The organism is Pseudomonas jilinensis (assembly GCF_003586265.1).
GTDB lineage: Bacteria > Pseudomonadota > Gammaproteobacteria > Pseudomonadales > Pseudomonadaceae > Halopseudomonas > Halopseudomonas phragmitis.
Genome location: NZ_QJSA01000013.1, coordinates 1 through 17,952, shown reverse-complemented (window position 1 = coordinate 17,952; position 17,952 = coordinate 1). Strand labels below are relative to the sequence as shown.

The window sequence follows — 17,952 nt, the reverse complement described above, 5'->3', positions numbered from 1 at the left end:
GCCGCCGAGTGCTCAGTTCTGGTCGTAATTCATTACCGACAGCAGGCGGATGGGCACCTCAACCAGGGTTTCCGGGCCGTGGGGCACTTCGGCGTCGAAGGTCAGGCTGTCACCAGGACCCATGGGGTAAAGCTGGTTGCCATGCCGATAAACCAGCCGGCCTTCGAGCAGGTGAATGAACTCAGTGCCGGGGTGGGAGAAGGTTGGAAACTCTTCGGCAGCATCATCCATGCTGATCATGTAGGCCTCGAAGCTCTTTTTCGGCCCACGGGTGTGGTTGAGCAACTGATAGGTGTGGCCTTTCTCGGTGCCGCGGCGCACCACTTCCAGCCCCTCACCACTGTGGACCAGCAATGCGCCTCCACCTTGCTGATCATACTGACTGAACAGTTTCGACATTGGCAGGCCCAGCACATCGCACAGGCGTGTCAGGGTATCCAGACTGGTAGACACCTGGGCGTTTTCTATTTTGCTCAGCATGCCCTGACTGATGCCGGCAATGCGCGCCACGTCGGTGATCTTCAGCCCTTGGGCCTGACGTTGACGGCGAATCTGCATGCCCAGATATTGCTCCAGCTTGAGGCGTGGTTGGGTGTCGCTTGATTTGGCCATTGAGTATGCACGCTTTCAGATCGGTAAATTAAATTTAGCACCAAGAATGTGCGCAAACGCATCGTCATGACAACAACCAGCGCATCCGGGGCAGGGGCATTTTTCCATAGATATACCCATTACGCGGCATTTTGACAGGCTTTTCTCGCATCTGGAGGACTTGGCAAGCGGATTGCATTTCTTATGGTGAAATTAAAATTCCTGTGTGGAATAATTTGCCGAAAGGAGCTATCCCATGTTGCCCAGCGAGACACAGCAAATCATTGAACAGTACGGTATCAAGTACGTGCTGGCGCAGTTTGTCGATATTCATGGTGCTGCCAAAACCAAGTCGGTACCGGTCAGTGGCCTCCAGGCTGTAGCCGAGGAAGGTGCCGGGTTTGCCGGCTTCGCCATTTGTGGCATGGGCATGGAGCCTCATGGGCCGGACTTCATGGCCAGGGGCGATCTGTCGACTCTGACCCCGGTGCCTTGGCAGCCGGGCTACGGCCGGCTGCTGTGTATCGGTCATGTCAACGGCCAGCCGCACCCCTATGACACCCGCTATGTGTTGCAGCGCCAGATCGAACGACTGACAGACCGGGGCTGGACCATGAATACCGGCCTGGAGCCGGAGTTCAGCCTGTTCCGCCGTGATGAACGAGGACAGTTGCAACTGGTTGATGCCAGCGACACTCTGGATAAGCCCTGCTACGACTACAAGGGCTTGTCACGTTCGCGGGAGTTTCTCGAGCGCCTGACCGAAGCGCTGCAGCAGGTCGATTTCGACATCTACCAGATCGATCATGAGGATGCCAACGGCCAGTTCGAGATCAACTATACCTACAGCGACGCCATGACCTCGGCCGATCGCTTCACCTTCTTTCGCATGGCTGCCGGCGAGATTGCCAATGAACTGGGCATGATCTGCTCGTTCATGCCCAAGCCGGACCCGCGCCGCTCGGGCAACGGTATGCACTTTCATATTTCGCTGGCCAGCAAGGACTGCTCCAACCTGTTCCACGACCCGGCAGACCCCTCTGGTATGGGGTTATCGAAGATGGCCTATCACTTCGCCGCCGGGCTGTTGGCCCATGGGCCGGCGTTGTGTGCCTTTGCCGCGCCGACGGTCAATTCCTACAAGCGCCTGGTGGTGGGGCGCTCGTTGTCAGGGGCGACCTGGGCGCCAGCTTTTATCGCCTATGGCGAGAATAACCGCTCGGCGATGGTGCGCATTCCCTATGGCCGGATCGAGTTCCGCCTGCCTGATGCTGGCTGCAATCCCTATCTGGTCACCGCCGCGATCATCGCCGCCGGTCTGGACGGTATCGACCGTCAATTGGAGCCGGGCCAGCCCTGCAACGAGAACCTCTACAACTTGAGTCTGGAGGATATCACCGCACGCGGGATCAAGACTCTGCCACAGAATCTCAATGAAGCCTGTCTGGCGCTGGAAGCCGATCCGCTGTTCCGCGAAGTGCTGGGATCGGAAATTGTCGATGAGTTCATCAAGCTCAAGCGCATGGAGTGGGTGGAATACAGCCGCCATGTCAGTGACTGGGAAGTACAGCGGTATACCGAATTCTTTTGAAGCCGCCCGAGGCCTGGGCCTCAGGCTCCCGAACGTAGTGAGGATGTGTTTATGTGTGGAATTGTCGGGTTGTATCTGAAGAACCCTGAACTGGAATCGCAGCTTGGTGCCCTGTTCGAGCCGATGCTGCTGGCGATGACCGATCGCGGACCGGACAGTGCTGGCTTCGCCATCTACGGCGATGAAGTGGTCGATGGCTGGATCAAGCTGACGCTGCAAAGCACCACGGCAGACTATGACTGGAGCAGCCTGATGGGCGCGCTGGAAGGGCGTCTGGGTTGCTCGCTGGACTGGTTCAGCAATGCTGATGCGGTTGTGCTCAAACTCAATGCCGATGAGCGTCAGGCGCGCGCCGCGCTGACCGAGCTGGCGCCCGAGGTGCGGGTGATGAGCATCGGTCAGAGCATCGAGATTCTCAAGGGCATGGGCTTGCCGGCGGCGATTGCCGAGCGTTTCTCACTCAGCGCCATGAAAGGCAGCCATATCATCGGCCATACCCGCATGGCCACTGAAAGCGCGGTAACCATGGAAGGCAGCCACCCGTTCTCCACGGGTAATGACCTGTGCCTGGTGCACAACGGTTCGCTGTCCAATCACAGCCGCCTGCGTCAGGAGCTCAAGCGCCGTGGCTTGCAGTTCGAAACCGAAAACGACACCGAGGTGGCCGCCGCCTACCTGACCTGGCGCCTGCGTGAAGGCGACTCGCTCAAACAGGCGCTGGATCATGCCCTGAACGATCTGGATGGCTTCTTCACTTTCGCCATTGGCACCCGTGAAGGTTTTGCGGTGATTCGTGATCCGATCGCCTGCAAGCCGGCGGTGTTGGCCGAAACCGAGGATTACGTGGCCATGGCCTCGGAATACCAGGCTTTGGCTGGGCTACCGGGGATCGATCAGGCCCGGGTCTGGGAACCGGAGCCCGCCACCATGTACATCTGGGAACGCAAGAGCGCCTGAGGAGCAACGTGATGAAAACCATTGATCTGTCCAGCACTCCGGTGCGTGAACTCAATCAGGCGCTGCATGTGCAGGCCGGCGCTGTCACCGAACGCGAGTGGCTGGTGACCCATCCCGATGGCAAGCACAACCTGGCGGTTGGCCTGAACGAGGCGGTCTCGGTCGATATTCAAGGCCACAGCGGCTACTACTGCGCCGGCATGAACCAGAAAGCCACGATCACCATACATGGCAATGCCGGGGTCGGCGTGGCTGAAAACATGATGTCTGGGCTGGTGCACGTCAAGGGCAGTGCCTCGCAGTCGGCCGGAGCCACGGCCCATGGCGGCTTGCTGATCATTGACGGCGATGCCGGGGCACGCTGCGGGATCTCGCTGAAAGGCGCCGATATCGTGGTTGGCGGCAGCGTTGGCCATATGAGCTGTTTTATGGGCCAGGCCGGGCGTCTGGTGGTCTGCGGTGATGCAGGCGATGCGTTGGGCGACTCGCTGTACGAGACCCGCATTTACGTCAAGGGCTCGGTCAAGTCGCTGGGTTCTGACTGCATTGAGAAAGCCATGCGCGCAGAGCATCTGGAGGAACTGACGGAATTGCTTAACCGTGCCGGCTTCGACGAGGACCCGGCCAGCTTCAAACGCTATGGCTCGGCCCGGCAACTGTACAACTTCAAGGTGGATAACGCAGCGGCCTACTGAGCCGTTCGGTCTGACTGATTGAGAGGAATGCATATGAACGACACCCATGAGCCGGTACTGCGCGAGTCCGCCACCTTCGACCGCCTGACCATTCAGGAAATACAGCGAGCCGCCGAGACCGGCATCTATGACATTCGTGGTGGTGGGACCAAGCGAAAGGTGCCGCATTTCGATGACCTATTGTTGCTAGGAGCGAGCATTTCCCGTTATCCGCTGGAAGGCTATCGGGAAAAATGTGGGACCGATGTGGTGCTCGGCACCCGCTTCGCCAAAAAGCCGATCCACCTGGATATCCCGGTAACCATCGCGGGTATGAGTTTTGGTGCGTTGTCGGCCCAGGCCAAGGAGGCTTTGGGTCGTGGTGCGAGTATCGCCGGCACCAGTACCACCACCGGGGACGGCGGCATGACCCCGGAAGAGCGCGGTCAGTCCAGGCATCTGGTCTATCAGTATCTGCCGTCGCGTTACGGCATGAACCCGGACGATCTGCGCAAGGCCGACGCCATTGAAATCGTATTGGGCCAGGGCGCCAAGCCTGGTGGCGGCGGAATGTTGCTAGGCATGAAGGTGACTGAGCGGGTCGCCGGCATGCGCACCTTGCCGGTTGGCGTCGATCAGCGCAGCGCCTGTCGGCATCCGGACTGGACTGGCCCGGATGATCTGGCGATCAAGATTGCCGAACTGCGCGAGATCACCGACTGGGAAAAACCTATCTATGTGAAGATCGGCGCCAGCCGCCCATATTACGACGTCAAGCTGGCGGTCAAAGCCGGTGCCGATGTGATTGTGCTCGACGGTATGCAAGGGGGAACGGCGGCTACTCAGGAAGTGTTCATCGAGCATGTCGGCATCCCGATTCTCTGCGCCATTCCCCAGGCGGTTCAGGCTCTGCAGGAAATGGGCATGCATCGGCAGGTGCAACTGATTGTCTCTGGCGGAATCCGCACCGGCGCCGACGTGGCCAAGGCCATGGCGCTGGGTGCTGATGCGGTGGCGATCGGTACCGCCGCATTGATTGCCCTGGGTGACAACCATCCGCGCCTGGACAGCGAGTTGCGCAAGCTGGGTTCGGCTGCCGGCTATTACGACGATTGGCAGAATGGTCGCGACCCGGCTGGCATCACCACCCAGGACCCGGAACTGGCCAAACGCCTGGACCCGGTTGAGGGTGGCCGGCGGCTGGCCAACTACCTGCGGGTGTTGGTGCTGGAGGCTCAGACCATGGCCCGCGCCTGTGGCAAGTCGCACCTGCACAACCTCGATCCCGAGGATCTGGTGGCCCTGAGTGTCGAGGCGGCCGCCATGGCCAGGGTGCCGCTGGCGGGCACCAGCTGGATTCCGGGGCAGGGTTACTGAAGTGAGTGCTTTTGTAGATCAGGCGCCGCTCGAGCGGGCGGTGCCGTCAGCTTGCCAGGTGCTTGATGGGCGGACGCTGGCGATCCAGGTGCGGAGCGAGGTCGCTGCCAGGGTGGCCCGACGTTGCGCGGCTGGCGCCAGTGTCCCGGGTCTGGCGGTGGTACTGGTGGGTGAGGATCCGGCTTCACAGGTTTATGTTCGGCACAAGATTGCCGCCTGTGAGCAGGTCGGGATGCGCTCGCTCAGTCACAGGCTGCCGGCCGGCGTCAGCGAAACCGAGCTGCTGATGCTGATCGAGCAGTTGAACGCTGACCCGGCAGTCCATGGGATTCTGGTCCAGTTGCCACTGCCAGCGCATATTGATGTGCGCCGGGTGATCGGTCGGATTGCTCCGGGCAAGGACGTCGATGGCTTCCACCCGGAAAACCTTGGTCGGCTGGCCGCCGGAGTACCGGGCTTGCGACCCTGTACGCCCAAGGGCTGCATGCGCTTGCTGGCCAGCGCCGGAGTCGATCCATGCGGCAAGCTGGCGGTGGTGGTTGGTGCGTCGACCATCGTTGGCCGGCCTATGGCGCTGGAATTGCTCAAGGCCGAGGCTACGGTGCTGGTAGCGCACAAGCAGACCTGCGATTTGCCGCAACTGGTGTGCCAGGCGGATATCCTGGTGGTGGCCACGGGTGTGCCTGGGTTGATTCGCGGTGACTGGATCAAGCCCGGAGCGGTGGTGCTGGATGTTGGAATCAATCGTCTGGCGGATGGTCGCCTGACGGGTGATGTGCAGTTTGAGGCAGCCAGTGGCAGAGCGTCCTGGATTACTCCGGTGCCCGGTGGGGTAGGACCAATGACTATTGCCTGCCTGCTGGAAAACACTCTGGAAGCGGCCGAAGCATCTGCGTGCAGCATGCGCTGATGAGACACAAAAAGACAGGCAAAAAAAGAGCCCGCTCAGAGAGCGGGCTTAAATCCGTGATTAGCCTGATGAGGAGATAACCGTTGTCTTGCGACAAGCTGTTATCCAGAAAACTCTGAAGGAGACTGCGCTTTAGAGTCTTCGCAAGCCATCTCGCGATGACTTGGTGTTAATAATAATCGTTATCATTTGAGAGTCAACCCCTTTTGCAACTTATTTTCCTGCCAATTGCTTGTAGTGGGTCAATTCCTTGTTCATCAGGTCGATACGTCGGGCCATGCTTTCGATCAGGCTGTGGGCAATCCGGGGGTTGCTCTGCATCAGCGCCAGGAACTGGTCCTTAGGGATCATCATGACGGTCGTCGGCACACTGGCGATCACCGTGGCCGAGCGCTTTTCCCGGGTGAACAGCGCCATGGCGCCGAAAATTTCATCCTTTTGCACATCACCGACCTTGATGCCTTCGACAAAAGCTTCGGCATGGCCTTCGGTGATGATGAAAACGTGGTCAGCCTCGTCGCCCTGGCGGATCAGTTCCGCGCCGGGGGCAAAGTGCTGAAATCCGGTGACCGGGCGTACTTCCGGTGGCTTGCTGCGCGCCAGTGCGTCAGACATCAGCGCGGCCTGGCCGAGAATGTACTGGGTAAACAGTTCCTGACGCTGATTGCTTTCATGGATATGCCGGAACAGCGCTTCGCGATCGTAGGGGATCAGCACCAGCGGCTCTTCACTGAGGTAGGTGCAGGGCGCGGTATTCAGCCCTTGGCGCAGGCCCAGCAAGTCACCTTCCTGCAGATAGAACAGTGGCTTGTTGTCGATCAGGGCATGTAGCAGGCCGCTTTTGAGCAGGTACAGGCGGTTGTTGCCGATCGACTGGTAAAGATCCTTGACCGCGTCCAGGGCGATAGGGTCGGCGCAGGGTTCCAGGCCTTCCAGCAACTGCTCAGGGATGCTCTGCAGGGTGCTGATCAGCTTTTCAGCGTAGGGGGGCTGGTCACCTATGAGGTACATGGCTGCATTCCTTCTTATCGGTCCTGATTAACCAAAACCCGCGGGCCTGCTGCCAGGCAAGTCGGCGTGGCTACTGCATTTGGTTGCGCGCTTGGCGGTCCCATGTCCATCCAACATAAAAGCCGGTTACTGGCACTGGCAACCGCTATCCCTCGGCAGTGTGAGCTATTTCGCTTTTATGCCGGAAGAGACAGTTGACCCTCAGAGCTGCTGACGCTCCAACTGTTTTAGCAGGTGGGCTTTGTACTCCGGGTCCAGTTGATTCCAGTGGACATCCTCAAGGGCGCCAGCCAGGGCGAACAACAGGGCCTTGGAGGCTCTGAATCCGCGTGCCCTTACCGCGCAATACGCATCCACCGGGCCACGCTTGCGCAGTTCCGCCAGGCTATGGATGCCCGTGGCGTGGAGCCATTGCACCGAGGTTTTGCCGAGATTGCGTAGGCCAAGGAGTTCATCATTGCTCATGGTCACCCCGCTGTGTCATCAGGCTATGAATAAGCCTTACTACTGGGATGCCCCCCAAGGCGTGGCTGACTGGCTGCAAAACCAGCTTTTCGATCTGTCTTGTCTGCATGTGTCCGGGCTTCTTGTTATTGGGTCCCACACGCAGTGTAGATGGCCCTGGATGATACGTACAGCCAGGCGCCGGCGCGGAGACCCTAGGACCATGGCATGCTCAGAGCCGTTGACGCAGTTGCGTCAGCAGTTTCTCCAGAGCCTGGGGTTGGCTGGTGTCGACGGCCAGACAATGCTGTAGCTCATCAGCGCTGAGTGGCTCGAGCTGTTCAAGCTGGTGCTGAACCACAGCCAGATCGGCGTCGGAGGGGTCAATAGCCTGTTGTTGACGCTGTTCTAGCCAGTCGGCTATCTGCTCAAGCGGGGCGTGACAGTGGATCAGCAGGCATGGGGCGCATTGCTGTTCGATGGCTTGGCTGATCAGTTCGCGTTGCTGCTGTTTGAGGTGGGTGGCGTCGACGATCACCGAATACCCGGCCGCCAGGATCTGACTGGCCAGGTTGGCCAGTCGGGCATAGGTCTGTTCGCTGAGCCCGGGAGCGTACAGACCGTCATTCAGACGCCCGGTCTGTTGCTTGCCGAACAAACGCTTGCGTTCGATGTCCGAGCGTATGCGGATGCCGCCCAGGGCTTCGAGTGCGGCCATGGCCACGGTGCTTTTGCCCGAGCCCGAGACGCCATGGGTGAGCAGGCCGAAGCGTTGCGGAATCAGTGTGTAGGACTCGGCCAGATCGGCGTAGCTCTGATACCGGGCCAGTACTTCCTGGCGTTCGGCGTCTTCGACTGGTTGGGTCAGGCGCAGCAGTGCGACCTTGGCCCGGACCATGGCCCGGTAGGCCTTGTAGTAGTTGAGCAGGGCCAGGCCAGCGTAGTCGCCGGTCTGTTCCAGGTAGGCGTTGACGAAACGGTGTGACAGCGCGTACAGGCCCCGGTCCTCCAGATCCATGGACATGAAGGCCACATCGCTCATGACGTCGGTCCAGCGGAAGGCGTCATTGAACTCAATGCAGTCGAACAGGGTCACTTGTCCGTCGACCAGGGTGACGTTGTCCAGGTAAATGTCGCCATGGCATTCACGCACGAAACCTTCAGCTTTGCGTTGCGCTAGTTGGGGCTGGAGGCGTTGGAAGGTAGTATGTGCCCACTGTTCAAGTTGCTCGAGCTGATGCAGCTGGGCTGATGCGCTGAGCAGTGGACGGATCTGCTCGAAGTTTTGCGCCACCGGGGCATGGACCTGTTCGGGCTCGCCCCAGGCACTGTCCAGCGGGGCGTGCTCGATCCGCTCGTGAAAACTGGCCAGGCTAAGCGCCAACTGGTCGATATGCCAGGGCTGCAGGTCGCCGGCTTTTTGCAGGTTGCTGAGCAGATCCTGTTGACGGAACTGGCGGGTTTTGACCAGGTATTCGATAACCGGGCCATCACCGTCCAGGCGTGGATCGTCTTCACTGCCACGTACGGCAACGACGTCCAGATAGAGTTGTGGTGCCAGGCGTCGGTTGAGACGGACTTCTTCGGCACAAAAATGAGCCCGACGCTCGAGTGTGGAGTAGTCGAGAAATCCAAAGTTGACCGGTTTTTTTATCTTGTAAACGTACTCTCCGGTCAGTAAAACCCAGGAAATATGGGTCTCAATCAGGGTAAAGTCCTGAACCGGATGGTCATACAGCGCTGGATTTTTCAGGGCATTGAGTAGTGTCAGGCTCACGATGGATCCTTGCGTGGGCGAATGATACGGGCATTATGCGGGTTGGCCGGGCCAAGGCCAACCTTGGTTGCCGTGCCAGCGGGCACGTAGTGGTAGTCAGTGACGGGGTTATTCAAGGGGATTATGGCTAAAAAGCGCAAAGCGAAGTCGAAGGGCAAGCCGGGGCTGGGACGCCGCATTCTGGGCTGGACCATAAAACTGGGTCTGGTGGGGCTGGTGCTGTTCGCCGGACTGGTCATTTATCTGGATGCAGTGGTGCAGGAGAAGTTCTCCGGCAAGCGCTGGGCCGTGCCTGCCCAGGTGTTTGCCCGGCCATTGGAACTGTATGCCGGGCAACAGCTCAGTCGCGATGACTTCGTGACTGAGCTGGGCGCGCTGGGCTACCGCACCGTCAGTGCGGCGCGCCAGCCGGGGCAGATGGCGGTATCGGGCAGTCGGGTGGATGTCTATACCCGGGGGTTTCAGTTCTTTGAAGGCATTGAGCCTGCCCAGCGTCTGAGTGTGGGTTTCTCTGGCAATCAGGTGACTAGTCTGTCGGGTGGCAATGATGTGGTCATGGCTCGTCTGGAGCCGCTGATGATCGGTGGCATCTATCCGGCCCACAACGAGGACCGGATTCTGATTCGCCTGGACCAGGCTCCGCCCTATCTGATCGAAGCGCTGATTGCGGTCGAAGATCGGGACTTTTTCCAGCACTTCGGCGTGTCACCCAAAGGCATTGCCCGGGCGATGTACGTCAACCTGACGGCCGGTAGCGTGGTACAGGGCGGCAGCACCCTGACCCAGCAGTTGGTCAAGAACTTCTTCCTGACCAGTGATCGCAGCCTGGTCCGCAAGGGGACCGAAGCGATCATGGCGGTGCTGCTGGAGCGGCACTATCCCAAGGAGGAGATCCTCGAGGCCTACCTCAATGAGGTGTTTCTCGGTCAGGATGGCCGGCGCGCGGTGCATGGCTTCGGTCTGGCCAGTCAGTACTATTTCGCCCAGCCGTTGCACGAGCTGGAGTTGCACCAGGTGGCGCTGCTGGTGGGGATGGTCAAAGGGCCCTCGCTGTACAACCCGCGCCGCCGGCCGGAGCGGGCCAAAGCCCGGCGCGACCTGGTCATCCAGATGCTGGCCGAGCAGAACATGATTACGCCGGAGCTGGCCGAGCAGGCCCGGGCCAAGCCTCTGGACACATCCACCCGCGGCAGCCTGGCTGACTCCAGCTACCCGGCCTTCATGGACCTGGTCAGACGCCAGTTGCGCGAAGATTACCGCGACGAGGATTTGACCAGCGAAGGTTTGCGGATCTTCACCAGCTTCGATCCGTTGTTGCAGAACAAGGCCGAAAAGGCGGTGGAAACCACGCTCAAGCGACTAGGACCGGCCGACGGTGAGATCGAACTGGAAGGCTCGATGGTCGTGACCGGAGCCCAGACCGGTGAGGTGCTGGCCCTGGTTGGCGGGCGTAATCCGCGGTTTTCAGGGTTTAACCGGGCCCTGGATGCGTCGCGCCCGGTTGGCTCCTTGATCAAACCGGCAATCTATCTGACCGCGCTGGAGCAGCCGCAGAAATATTCACTGGTGACGTTGATTGATGATTCGCCGATCACTCTCGATGCCGAGCCAGGCAAGACCTGGAGCCCGCAGAACTATGATCGCCAGAGTCATGGCTGGGTAACCCTGCATCATGCCTTGAGCCGTTCCTATAACCAGGCTGCTGTCCGCCTGGGTGTGGATCTGGGGGTGCCGCAGGTACTCAAGACGGTTGAGCGGATGGGCGTGCCGCACCGCTGGCCAGCGTATCCGTCGATGCTGCTGGGCTCGGGGGCGATGACTCCGGTGCAGGTGGCTGACATGTATCAGACCATCGCCAACGGTGGCTTCAACACCCCGTTGCGGGGTATCCGCAACGTTCTGACCGCAGAGGGTGATCCACTGCATCGTTACCCGTTCGAGGTGGAACAGCGTTTCGACTCAGCCACTATCTACCTGATGCAGGAGGCTATGACTCGGGTAATGACTGAAGGCACTGGCCGATCGGCGTATAATCAGGTTCCGGCCAGTATTCGGCTGGCGGGCAAGACCGGGACCACCAATGATCTGCGCGATAGCTGGTTTGCCGGCTTCTCCGATGATCTGGTGGCGGTCGCCTGGATTGGTCGTGACGACAACGGTCGTACCCGTCTGACCGGGGCTACCGGAGCCTTGCAGGTGTGGAGTGCCTTCATGCGTGAAGCACATCCGCGCAGCCTGTCTAGCCAGCCGCCGGAAGGTGTGGTGATGGCGTGGATTGATCGTGAAACCGGGCAGGGCAGTGATCCGAGCTGTCCGGATACGGTTCAGGTTCCATTTCGGGCTGGCTATCAGCCGCTACCGGGACCCGGCTGCCGACCGCTGCTGGATGTCGAGGTGGTCAAGGATGGTGGAAATAAAGTGCTGGATGTGATTCGTGGCTGGTTGCGGTAGGCTTGCCGGTCGCATCTGGAGGAGACTGACATGGGTATGAAACGAACGTGGCTAATCATGGGGTGTGCCCTGCTGGTGGCTGGTTGTGCCGGCTCCGGTGGGTCTATCCCGGTTGTGGACTCGGGCCGTCAGGTTTCCAGTGAAGACCGGCATTCCGGTGTGGGGCGTCAGCCCCAGGTTCAGCCATCGACCCCGCGTGACAGCGGTGTGGTGGTGATGGTGCCCGATGATGCGGGCGGTTCACGGGCGGTGGAGTCCTACCCGTTGGATGTGCAGCCGCCGTTGCAGACCGGGTCGGGCAGTGTGCCCGGTACCGGTACTCAGCAGCCGGCTCCAGGTGGGTTGCAGCAGGACGAGCAGCTTGATGGTCCGGTGCTGGCGTTGCTGACAACGGCTCGGCAGCAGGAAAGTGGAGGTGATCTCAATGGTGCTTCCGCCAGCCTGGAACGAGCTATGCGCATCGCGCCTCGTGAGCCGCAAGTGCTGTACCGTTTGGCTCAGGTCCGGCTGGCCCAGGGAGATGCCGCCCAGGCCGAGCAGTTGGCTCGGCGCGGGCTGTCCTATGCGGGCGGTCGTCCCACGCTGCAGGCCGGGCTGTGGGAGCTGGTTGCCGAGGCGCGTGAACGCCAGGGTGATGCGGCAGGCGCGGCCGAGGCCCGTCAGCGAGCCCGAGTAACGCTGTGAGTCAGGCCGACTGGCAGGCGCTGAGCGAGTCTCTGGCTGAGTTGGAGCGGCTCATGCGGGAATTGGCGCTGTGGTCCGAGCAAGCTCCGCAGCCGCAGCGGATGAACAGTCGAGCGCCGTTCTTTGTCGATACCCTGGCTTTCGAAGAGTGGTTGCAGTGGGTGTTCATTCCGCGCATGCGGGTAATCGCGGAGCAGCGGGCGGGGCTGCCGCCAGGCTGCAATGTCACCCCCATGGGTGAAGAGGCTTTCATTCACCTGGCTGGCCGTCAGCAGGCGCTGCTGACGGTGTTGGCGCGGATCGACCGGCTGGCGACCCGCATGGCAGACTGAGCTCTGTTTCAGTTGCAGTATTCGCGCAGGTCGCTCCGAGTCCGCTCGATAGCGGCCTGACGCTCTTCCTCGGTCACTCTGACCAGTTCTCCCGATGCGTCGGTGCGGCGCAGTCGCGGGTTATCCAGCAAGGTCTGCAGGTTGTCTCTGAGTTCGGCGCATTCGCGTTCGCGTTGAGCCTGGCGAGCGCGTGCGGCCTGCTGGTCCTCGTTGTGCTGGCGTTCCAGTTCCGGGTCGGTGGCGACGGGGGGCGCTGGCGTTCGCAGCTCGCCACCCGGGGGCGGCGGGGACTTGATGTCGATCCGCTGATAGGCGCGGTCGGCTGGCGGTTGCTGGCCAAACTGCACCTGTCCCCGGTCGTCGGTCCAGCGATACATTTGGGTTGCCATGGCGCTGCTGCAGAGCAGGCTCAGGGCAATGGCGAAGAGCGATTTGCGCATGCCGGTATCCATCCCTCAATTGTGCGTTCAAAGGCCCTACTATAGCCAATCCGTTTGCGGTGCACAGCGCAAGGCTCGGTTAGTGTGCCGATCCTCGTGCTTTTGTCTCACTTGACTTGACTTGTCGTCCGCGAGTGTAAACAATTCGGGGTTCTCAAAAGCGCGCCATGTTCTGGGCCCACAAGCACTAATGTGGTGCGCTTTGTTGCTCAATCCAGGAGGCGAGACCCGCTAGCTCCTGGCCTGGCACCCGCACGCGCTACCTCGCGCTGGGTGAGGCGGTACCGGCACCCCAATGGCATGCCGCCTCCAATGCACGTAGTCAAGCTGATGCATGGCAACTACCGTTGTCACTGCGCTGCCGAGCAGTAAACAGGATCCGGCTGCCCGCCCTTGGCGGACGGCAAGCTAGAGGTGAATCAAAAGTGGAGCTTTTATCCGGCGCTGAGATGGTCGTCCGCTCTTTGCGTGACGAGGGTGTTAAATATATCTATGGGTATCCGGGTGGTGCCCTGCTGCATATCTACGATGCGATTTTTCGCCAGGACGATGTGACCCACATTCTGGTGCGTCACGAGCAGGCGGCTGCGCATATGGCCGACGGCTACGCGCGCGCCACCGGCAAGCCGGGCGTGGTGCTGGTGACGTCTGGTCCGGGTGCGACCAATACCGTGACCGGGATTGCGACCGCCTATATGGACTCGATCCCGATGGTGGTCATTTCCGGCCAGGTGCCGAGCAACCTGGTGGGGACCGATGCGTTCCAGGAAACCGACATGGTCGGTATTTCGCGACCGATCGTGAAGCACAGCTTCATCATCAAGGATCCGCGTGAGATTCCCGAGGTTATCAAGAAGGCCTTCTACCTGGCTCAGACCGGGCGTCCGGGGCCAGTCGTTGTGGATATTCCCAAGGACATGACCAATCCGGCCGACAAGTTCGAATACAGCTATCCGAAGAAGGTCAAGCTGCGTTCCTACAACCCGGCACTGCGTGGGCATACTGGTCAGATCCGCAAGGCCATGGAGCTGGTGGCCGCTGCCAAGCGGCCGATCATCTACGCTGGTGGTGGCGTGATCATGGGTGGTGCGGCCAAACAGTTGACCGAGCTGGCCAAGGAACTCGGTGTGCCGGTAACCAACACCCTGATGGGGTTGGGCGCTTACCCGGGAACTGATCGCCAGTTCCTCGGCATGCTCGGCATGCACGGCAGCTACACCGCCAACGTCGCCATGCATCATGCTGATGTGATTGTGGCCATTGGGGCGCGGTTCGATGACCGGGTAATCAACGGTGCAGCAAAGTTCTGCCCGAATGCCAAGGTCGTGCATGTCGATATCGATCCGGCCTCGATTTCCAAGACCATTCGTGCCGATGTGCCGATCGTTGGTCCGGTCGACAGCGTGTTGAGCGAGATGCTGAGCATCGTCAAGGACGAGTCTTTGCGTCCGGCCAAGGACGTGCTGGCCAGCTGGTGGAAGCAGATCGAAGAATGGCGTGGCAGTCGCGGCCTGTTCCCCTATGACAAGGGCGACGGCACCATCATCAAGCCGCAGACCGTGATTGAAACCTTGTGGGAAGTAACCAAGGGCGACGCCTTCGTTACCTCGGACGTTGGTCAGCACCAGATGTTCGCTGCTCAGTACTATCGGTTCGACAAACCCAATCGCTGGATCAACTCCGGTGGTCTGGGCACCATGGGGTTTGGTTTCCCGGCGGCCATGGGGGTCAAGATGAACTTCCCCGAGGCTGATGTCGCCTGTGTAACCGGCGAGGGCAGTATCCAGATGAACATTCAGGAGATGTCGACCTGCCTGCAGTACGATCTGCCGGTCAAGATCATCAACCTGAACAACCAGGCGCTGGGCATGGTACGCCAATGGCAGGACATGCAGTACAACAGCCGCTATTCGCACTCCTATATGGAATCGCTGCCGGACTTCGTCAAGCTGGCCGAAGCCTACGGGCATGTTGGTATGCGGGTAGAAACGCTCGCCGACCTCAAGCCGGCGATGGAAGAGGCCTTTGCTCTGCGCGACCGGTTGGTGTTCATGGATATCTGTGTAGATACCTCCGAGCACGTCTATCCGATGCAAATCAAGGACGGCTCGATGCGTGACATGTGGCTGAGCAAGACGGAGCGTACCTGACATGAGACATATCATTTCCGTACTGCTGGAAAACGAGCCAGGTGCGCTGTCCCGAGTAGTTGGCCTGTTCTCCCAGCGTAACTACAACATCGAAACCCTGACTGTGGCGCCGACAGAGGATCCAACGCTGTCGCGCCTGACCCTGACCACCATTGGTCATGACGAGGTCATCGAACAGATCACCAAGAACCTCAACAAGCTGATTGAGGTGGTGAAGCTGGTCAATCTGTCCGAAGGTAGCCACATCGAGCGCGAGCTGATGCTGGTCAAGATCAAGGCCACTGGTGCTCAGCGGGCCGAGGTCAAGCGGACTACCGACATCTTCCGTGGGCAGATCGTCGATGTGACCAGTAGTGTGTACACCGTGCAGCTGACCGGGCCTACCGACAAGCTGGACAGCTTCATCGAAGCGATCGGGCCGACCTCCGTGCTGGAAGTGGTTCGCACTGGTGTGTCAGGCATTGCGCGTGGCGAGAAGGTTCTGAGTATTTAATCCAATTGGTTGCGGGTCCGGGCGGGCCCGCGCAGGTAACAAGGGGAATTCCATGCAAGTTTATTACGATAAAGATTGTGATCTGAGCATCGTTCAGGGCAAGAAGGTTGCCATTATTGGTTACGGTTCTCAGGGCCATGCGCACGCCTGCAACCTGAAAGACTCCGGTGTCGACGTAACTGTTGGTCTGCGCCCGGGCTCGGCTTCGGTCGCCAAGGCTGAAGCTCATGGCCTGAAAGTTTCTGACGTGCCGTCTGCCGTTGCTGCTGCTGATCTGGTCATGATTCTGACTCCGGACGAGTTCCAGGCCCAGCTGTACAAGGGTGAAATCGAGCCGAACCTGAAGCAGGGCGCTACCTTGGCGTTCGCCCACGGTTTTGCCATTCATTACAACCAGATCGTGCCGCGCAAGGATCTGGACGTAATCATGATCGCACCCAAGGCGCCGGGCCACACCGTGCGTTCCGAGTTCGTGCGTGGCGGCGGTATTCCTGACCTGATCGCGATCTTCCAGGACGCTTCCGGCAACGCTAAGAATGTTGCGCTGTCCTACGCTTGCGGTGTTGGCGGTGGTCGTACCGGGATCATCGAAACTACCTTCAAGGACGAGACTGAAACCGATCTGTTCGGTGAGCAGGCGGTTCTGTGTGGTGGCGCAGTCGAGTTGGTCAAGGCTGGTTTCGAGACTCTGGTTGAAGCCGGTTATGCGCCGGAAATGGCCTACTTCGAGTGTCTGCATGAACTCAAGCTGATCGTTGACCTGATGTTCGAAGGCGGTATCGCCAACATGAACTACTCGATCTCCAACAATGCCGAGTACGGTGAGTATGTGACCGGTCCGGAAGTCATCAACGAGCAGTCGCGTGAAGCCATGCGCAATGCGCTTAAGCGCATCCAGTCTGGTGAATATGCCAAGATGTTCATTGCCGAGGGTGCCCACAACTATCCGTCGATGACTGCAGCCCGTCGCAACAACGCTGCCCATGGTATCGAAGTGGTAGGCGAGAAGCTGCGTGCCATGATGCCCTGGATTGCAGCCAACAAGATTGTCGACAAGGCCAAGAACTAAGCCTGTCTTCGGTTGTTAAAAAACGCGGCTTCGGCCGCGTTTTTTGTGGGCGCGAGGGCAAGCTACTGGCTAAGTTGGCCGCAAGTTGCCAAACTGTGCAGCTAGACAGCCGTAACAAGGTAAGCTGATGACTGACAAGCAAGAACACGAACAGCCGCTGGAAAGTGATGACACCCATCCGCTGTTGCCGATCGATGAGCATATCGAGGAAGTGCATGGCCCGGATGGCAAAAAGGTCCGGCACAAGGGAATTTACCTGCTGCCCAACCTGTTCACGACGGCGGCCTTGTTCTCCGGGTTCTACGCCATCGTTAGTGCGATGGATGGGAATTTTGCCCATGCGGCCATTGCCGTGTTCGTTGCCATGGTGCTGGATGGGCTGGACGGGCGGGTAGCGCGTCTGACCAATACCCAGAGTGCCTTTGGTGCCGAATATGACTCTCTGTCGGATATGGTGGCCTTCGGCGTCGCCCCGGCTCTGGTTGCCTTTAGCTGGGCGCTGCACGATCTGGGCAAGGTCGGCTGGGTCTTTGCCTTTATCTACGTCGCTGGTGCCGCCTTGCGTTTGGCGCGGTTCAATACCCATATCGGTACGCAGGACAAGCGTTACTTTACTGGTCTGGCCAGTCCTTCGGCAGCTGGCCTGGTTGCCGGTATGGTCTGGGCCTTGAGTGATTTTGGCGTCGATGGCGGCGATATCGCTCTGCTGGTCGGGGTGCTGACGGCCTTGGGTGGTCTGCTGATGGTCAGCAATATCCGTTATTACAGCTTCAAGGATCTGGACTTCCGTGGTCGAGTGCCGTTCTTCGTGATTCTGTTGGTCGTACTGGTGTTTGCGGTGATCTCTACCGACCCGTCACGGATTCTCTGGCTGATCTTTATTGCCTATAGCGCCTCGGGTCCGGTGCAGGCGCTGTGGCGCTGGCGTCAGCGCCAGAAGACCGATGCCAGTGTCTGAGTGCTGAGTTCTATTACTTGCAAAGCCCCGCCTCTGGCGGGGC

The 17,952-nt window shown here is 59.8% G+C and carries 17 protein-coding genes; 12 read left to right on the top strand and 5 right to left on the bottom strand.

Annotated elements, in window-relative coordinates; translation table 11 throughout:
- Positions 1–12: 12 nt before the first annotated feature.
- Positions 13–612 (bottom strand): helix-turn-helix domain-containing protein, encoded by a 600-nt coding sequence (locus C2846_RS14280; RefSeq protein ID WP_080048432.1) that lies wholly within the window; start codon positions 610–612, stop codon positions 13–15.
- A gap of 235 nt (positions 613–847) precedes the next feature.
- Here C2846_RS14280 and glnT point away from each other — a divergent pair, with 235 nt between their 5' ends.
- Genes glnT through folD form a run of 5 tightly spaced genes read left to right on the top strand, consistent with a single transcriptional unit; the run spans position 848 to position 6,100 of the window.
- On the top strand, positions 848–2,182 hold the full coding sequence (glnT, locus tag C2846_RS14275; protein WP_080048431.1) for a type III glutamate--ammonia ligase: 1,335 nt from the start codon (positions 848–850) through the stop codon (positions 2,180–2,182).
- A gap of 51 nt (positions 2,183–2,233) precedes the next feature.
- The gene (locus C2846_RS14270) at positions 2,234–3,139 is read left to right on the top strand and encodes a class II glutamine amidotransferase (RefSeq protein WP_119701763.1); all 906 of its coding nucleotides are present in this window, start codon (positions 2,234–2,236) and stop codon (positions 3,137–3,139) included.
- Between the two features lie 11 nt (positions 3,140–3,150).
- Positions 3,151–3,834 (top strand): GltB/FmdC/FwdC-like GXGXG domain-containing protein, encoded by a 684-nt coding sequence (locus C2846_RS14265; protein WP_119701762.1) that lies wholly within the window; start codon positions 3,151–3,153, stop codon positions 3,832–3,834.
- Positions 3,835–3,867: 33 nt separating this feature from the next.
- Entirely contained in the window at positions 3,868–5,190 is a 1,323-nt protein-coding gene (locus tag C2846_RS14260; protein WP_080048428.1) for an FMN-binding glutamate synthase family protein, read from the top strand.
- Position 5,191: 1 nt separating this feature from the next.
- Positions 5,192–6,100, top strand: a complete 909-nt coding sequence (gene folD / locus C2846_RS14255) for a bifunctional methylenetetrahydrofolate dehydrogenase/methenyltetrahydrofolate cyclohydrolase FolD (RefSeq protein WP_240638209.1) — start codon at positions 5,192–5,194, stop codon at positions 6,098–6,100.
- 213 nt (positions 6,101–6,313) lie between these two features.
- On the opposite strand, the gene C2846_RS14250 is transcribed toward folD, so the two are convergent.
- The 3 genes from C2846_RS14250 to C2846_RS14240 all read right to left on the bottom strand — a co-directional run bounded on the left by C2846_RS14250 (position 6,314) and on the right by C2846_RS14240 (position 9,332).
- Positions 6,314–7,111 (bottom strand): cyclic nucleotide-binding domain-containing protein, encoded by a 798-nt coding sequence (locus tag C2846_RS14250; RefSeq protein ID WP_080048427.1) that lies wholly within the window; start codon positions 7,109–7,111, stop codon positions 6,314–6,316.
- Positions 7,112–7,312: 201 nt separating this feature from the next.
- The gene (locus tag C2846_RS14245) at positions 7,313–7,576 is read right to left on the bottom strand and encodes a TfoX/Sxy family DNA transformation protein (RefSeq protein WP_119701761.1); all 264 of its coding nucleotides are present in this window, start codon (positions 7,574–7,576) and stop codon (positions 7,313–7,315) included.
- A 211-nt stretch (positions 7,577–7,787) separates the two neighbouring features.
- Positions 7,788–9,332 carry a bifunctional aminoglycoside phosphotransferase/ATP-binding protein gene (locus tag C2846_RS14240; RefSeq protein WP_119701760.1) on the bottom strand — a complete coding sequence of 515 codons (1,545 nt, stop codon included), beginning with the start codon at positions 9,330–9,332 and terminating at the stop codon, positions 7,788–7,790.
- 123 nt (positions 9,333–9,455) lie between these two features.
- Here C2846_RS14240 and mrcB point away from each other — a divergent pair, with 123 nt between their 5' ends.
- Genes mrcB through C2846_RS14225 form a run of 3 tightly spaced genes read left to right on the top strand, consistent with a single transcriptional unit; the run spans position 9,456 to position 12,799 of the window.
- The gene (gene mrcB, locus C2846_RS14235; protein WP_080048424.1) at positions 9,456–11,783 is read left to right on the top strand and encodes a penicillin-binding protein 1B; all 2,328 of its coding nucleotides are present in this window, start codon (positions 9,456–9,458) and stop codon (positions 11,781–11,783) included.
- A 36-nt stretch (positions 11,784–11,819) separates the two neighbouring features.
- On the top strand, positions 11,820–12,467 hold the full coding sequence (locus C2846_RS14230) for a tetratricopeptide repeat protein (protein WP_080051582.1): 648 nt from the start codon (positions 11,820–11,822) through the stop codon (positions 12,465–12,467).
- On the top strand, positions 12,464–12,799 hold the full coding sequence (locus C2846_RS14225; RefSeq protein ID WP_119701759.1) for a YqcC family protein: 336 nt from the start codon (positions 12,464–12,466) through the stop codon (positions 12,797–12,799). The genes C2846_RS14230 and C2846_RS14225 overlap by 4 nt, the downstream gene beginning before the upstream one ends.
- A gap of 8 nt (positions 12,800–12,807) precedes the next feature.
- Here the strand turns inward: C2846_RS14225 and C2846_RS14220 are convergent, their stop codons facing one another.
- Positions 12,808–13,239 carry a DUF4124 domain-containing protein gene (locus C2846_RS14220; protein ID WP_165443831.1) on the bottom strand — a complete coding sequence of 144 codons (432 nt, stop codon included), beginning with the start codon at positions 13,237–13,239 and terminating at the stop codon, positions 12,808–12,810.
- Positions 13,240–13,664: 425 nt separating this feature from the next.
- Here C2846_RS14220 and C2846_RS14215 point away from each other — a divergent pair, with 425 nt between their 5' ends.
- The 4 genes from C2846_RS14215 to pssA all read left to right on the top strand — a co-directional run bounded on the left by C2846_RS14215 (position 13,665) and on the right by pssA (position 17,909).
- Entirely contained in the window at positions 13,665–15,389 is a 1,725-nt protein-coding gene (locus C2846_RS14215) for an acetolactate synthase 3 large subunit (RefSeq protein WP_080048421.1), read from the top strand.
- Position 15,390: 1 nt separating this feature from the next.
- Positions 15,391–15,882 (top strand): acetolactate synthase small subunit, encoded by a 492-nt coding sequence (gene ilvN, locus C2846_RS14210; RefSeq protein ID WP_080048420.1) that lies wholly within the window; start codon positions 15,391–15,393, stop codon positions 15,880–15,882.
- Positions 15,883–15,934: 52 nt separating this feature from the next.
- Positions 15,935–16,951: a ketol-acid reductoisomerase gene (ilvC, locus tag C2846_RS14205; RefSeq protein ID WP_080048419.1), complete on the top strand. Its 1,017-nt coding sequence runs from the start codon at positions 15,935–15,937 to the stop codon at positions 16,949–16,951.
- Positions 16,952–17,078: 127 nt separating this feature from the next.
- Complete coding sequence (gene pssA, locus C2846_RS14200; protein ID WP_080048418.1) at positions 17,079–17,909, top strand: CDP-diacylglycerol--serine O-phosphatidyltransferase; 831 nt, start codon at positions 17,079–17,081, stop codon at positions 17,907–17,909.
- Positions 17,910–17,952 lie beyond the last annotated feature (43 nt).

Coding starts and splice junctions, on each gene's coding strand:
- C2846_RS14280 (WP_080048432.1), bottom strand. CDS start 612: ATGGCCAAATCAAGCGACACCCAACCACGCCTCAAGCTGGAGCAATAT.
- glnT (WP_080048431.1), top strand. CDS start 848: ATGTTGCCCAGCGAGACACAGCAAATCATTGAACAGTACGGTATCAAG.
- C2846_RS14270 (WP_119701763.1), top strand. CDS start 2,234: ATGTGTGGAATTGTCGGGTTGTATCTGAAGAACCCTGAACTGGAATCG.
- C2846_RS14265 (WP_119701762.1), top strand. CDS start 3,151: ATGAAAACCATTGATCTGTCCAGCACTCCGGTGCGTGAACTCAATCAG.
- C2846_RS14260 (WP_080048428.1), top strand. CDS start 3,868: ATGAACGACACCCATGAGCCGGTACTGCGCGAGTCCGCCACCTTCGAC.
- C2846_RS14250 (WP_080048427.1), bottom strand. CDS start 7,111: ATGTACCTCATAGGTGACCAGCCCCCCTACGCTGAAAAGCTGATCAGC.
- C2846_RS14245 (WP_119701761.1), bottom strand. CDS start 7,576: ATGAGCAATGATGAACTCCTTGGCCTACGCAATCTCGGCAAAACCTCG.
- mrcB (WP_080048424.1), top strand. CDS start 9,456: ATGGCTAAAAAGCGCAAAGCGAAGTCGAAGGGCAAGCCGGGGCTGGGA.
- C2846_RS14230 (WP_080051582.1), top strand. CDS start 11,820: ATGAAACGAACGTGGCTAATCATGGGGTGTGCCCTGCTGGTGGCTGGT.
- C2846_RS14220 (WP_165443831.1), bottom strand. CDS start 13,239: ATGCGCAAATCGCTCTTCGCCATTGCCCTGAGCCTGCTCTGCAGCAGC.
- ilvN (WP_080048420.1), top strand. CDS start 15,391: ATGAGACATATCATTTCCGTACTGCTGGAAAACGAGCCAGGTGCGCTG.
- ilvC (WP_080048419.1), top strand. CDS start 15,935: ATGCAAGTTTATTACGATAAAGATTGTGATCTGAGCATCGTTCAGGGC.
- pssA (WP_080048418.1), top strand. CDS start 17,079: ATGACTGACAAGCAAGAACACGAACAGCCGCTGGAAAGTGATGACACC.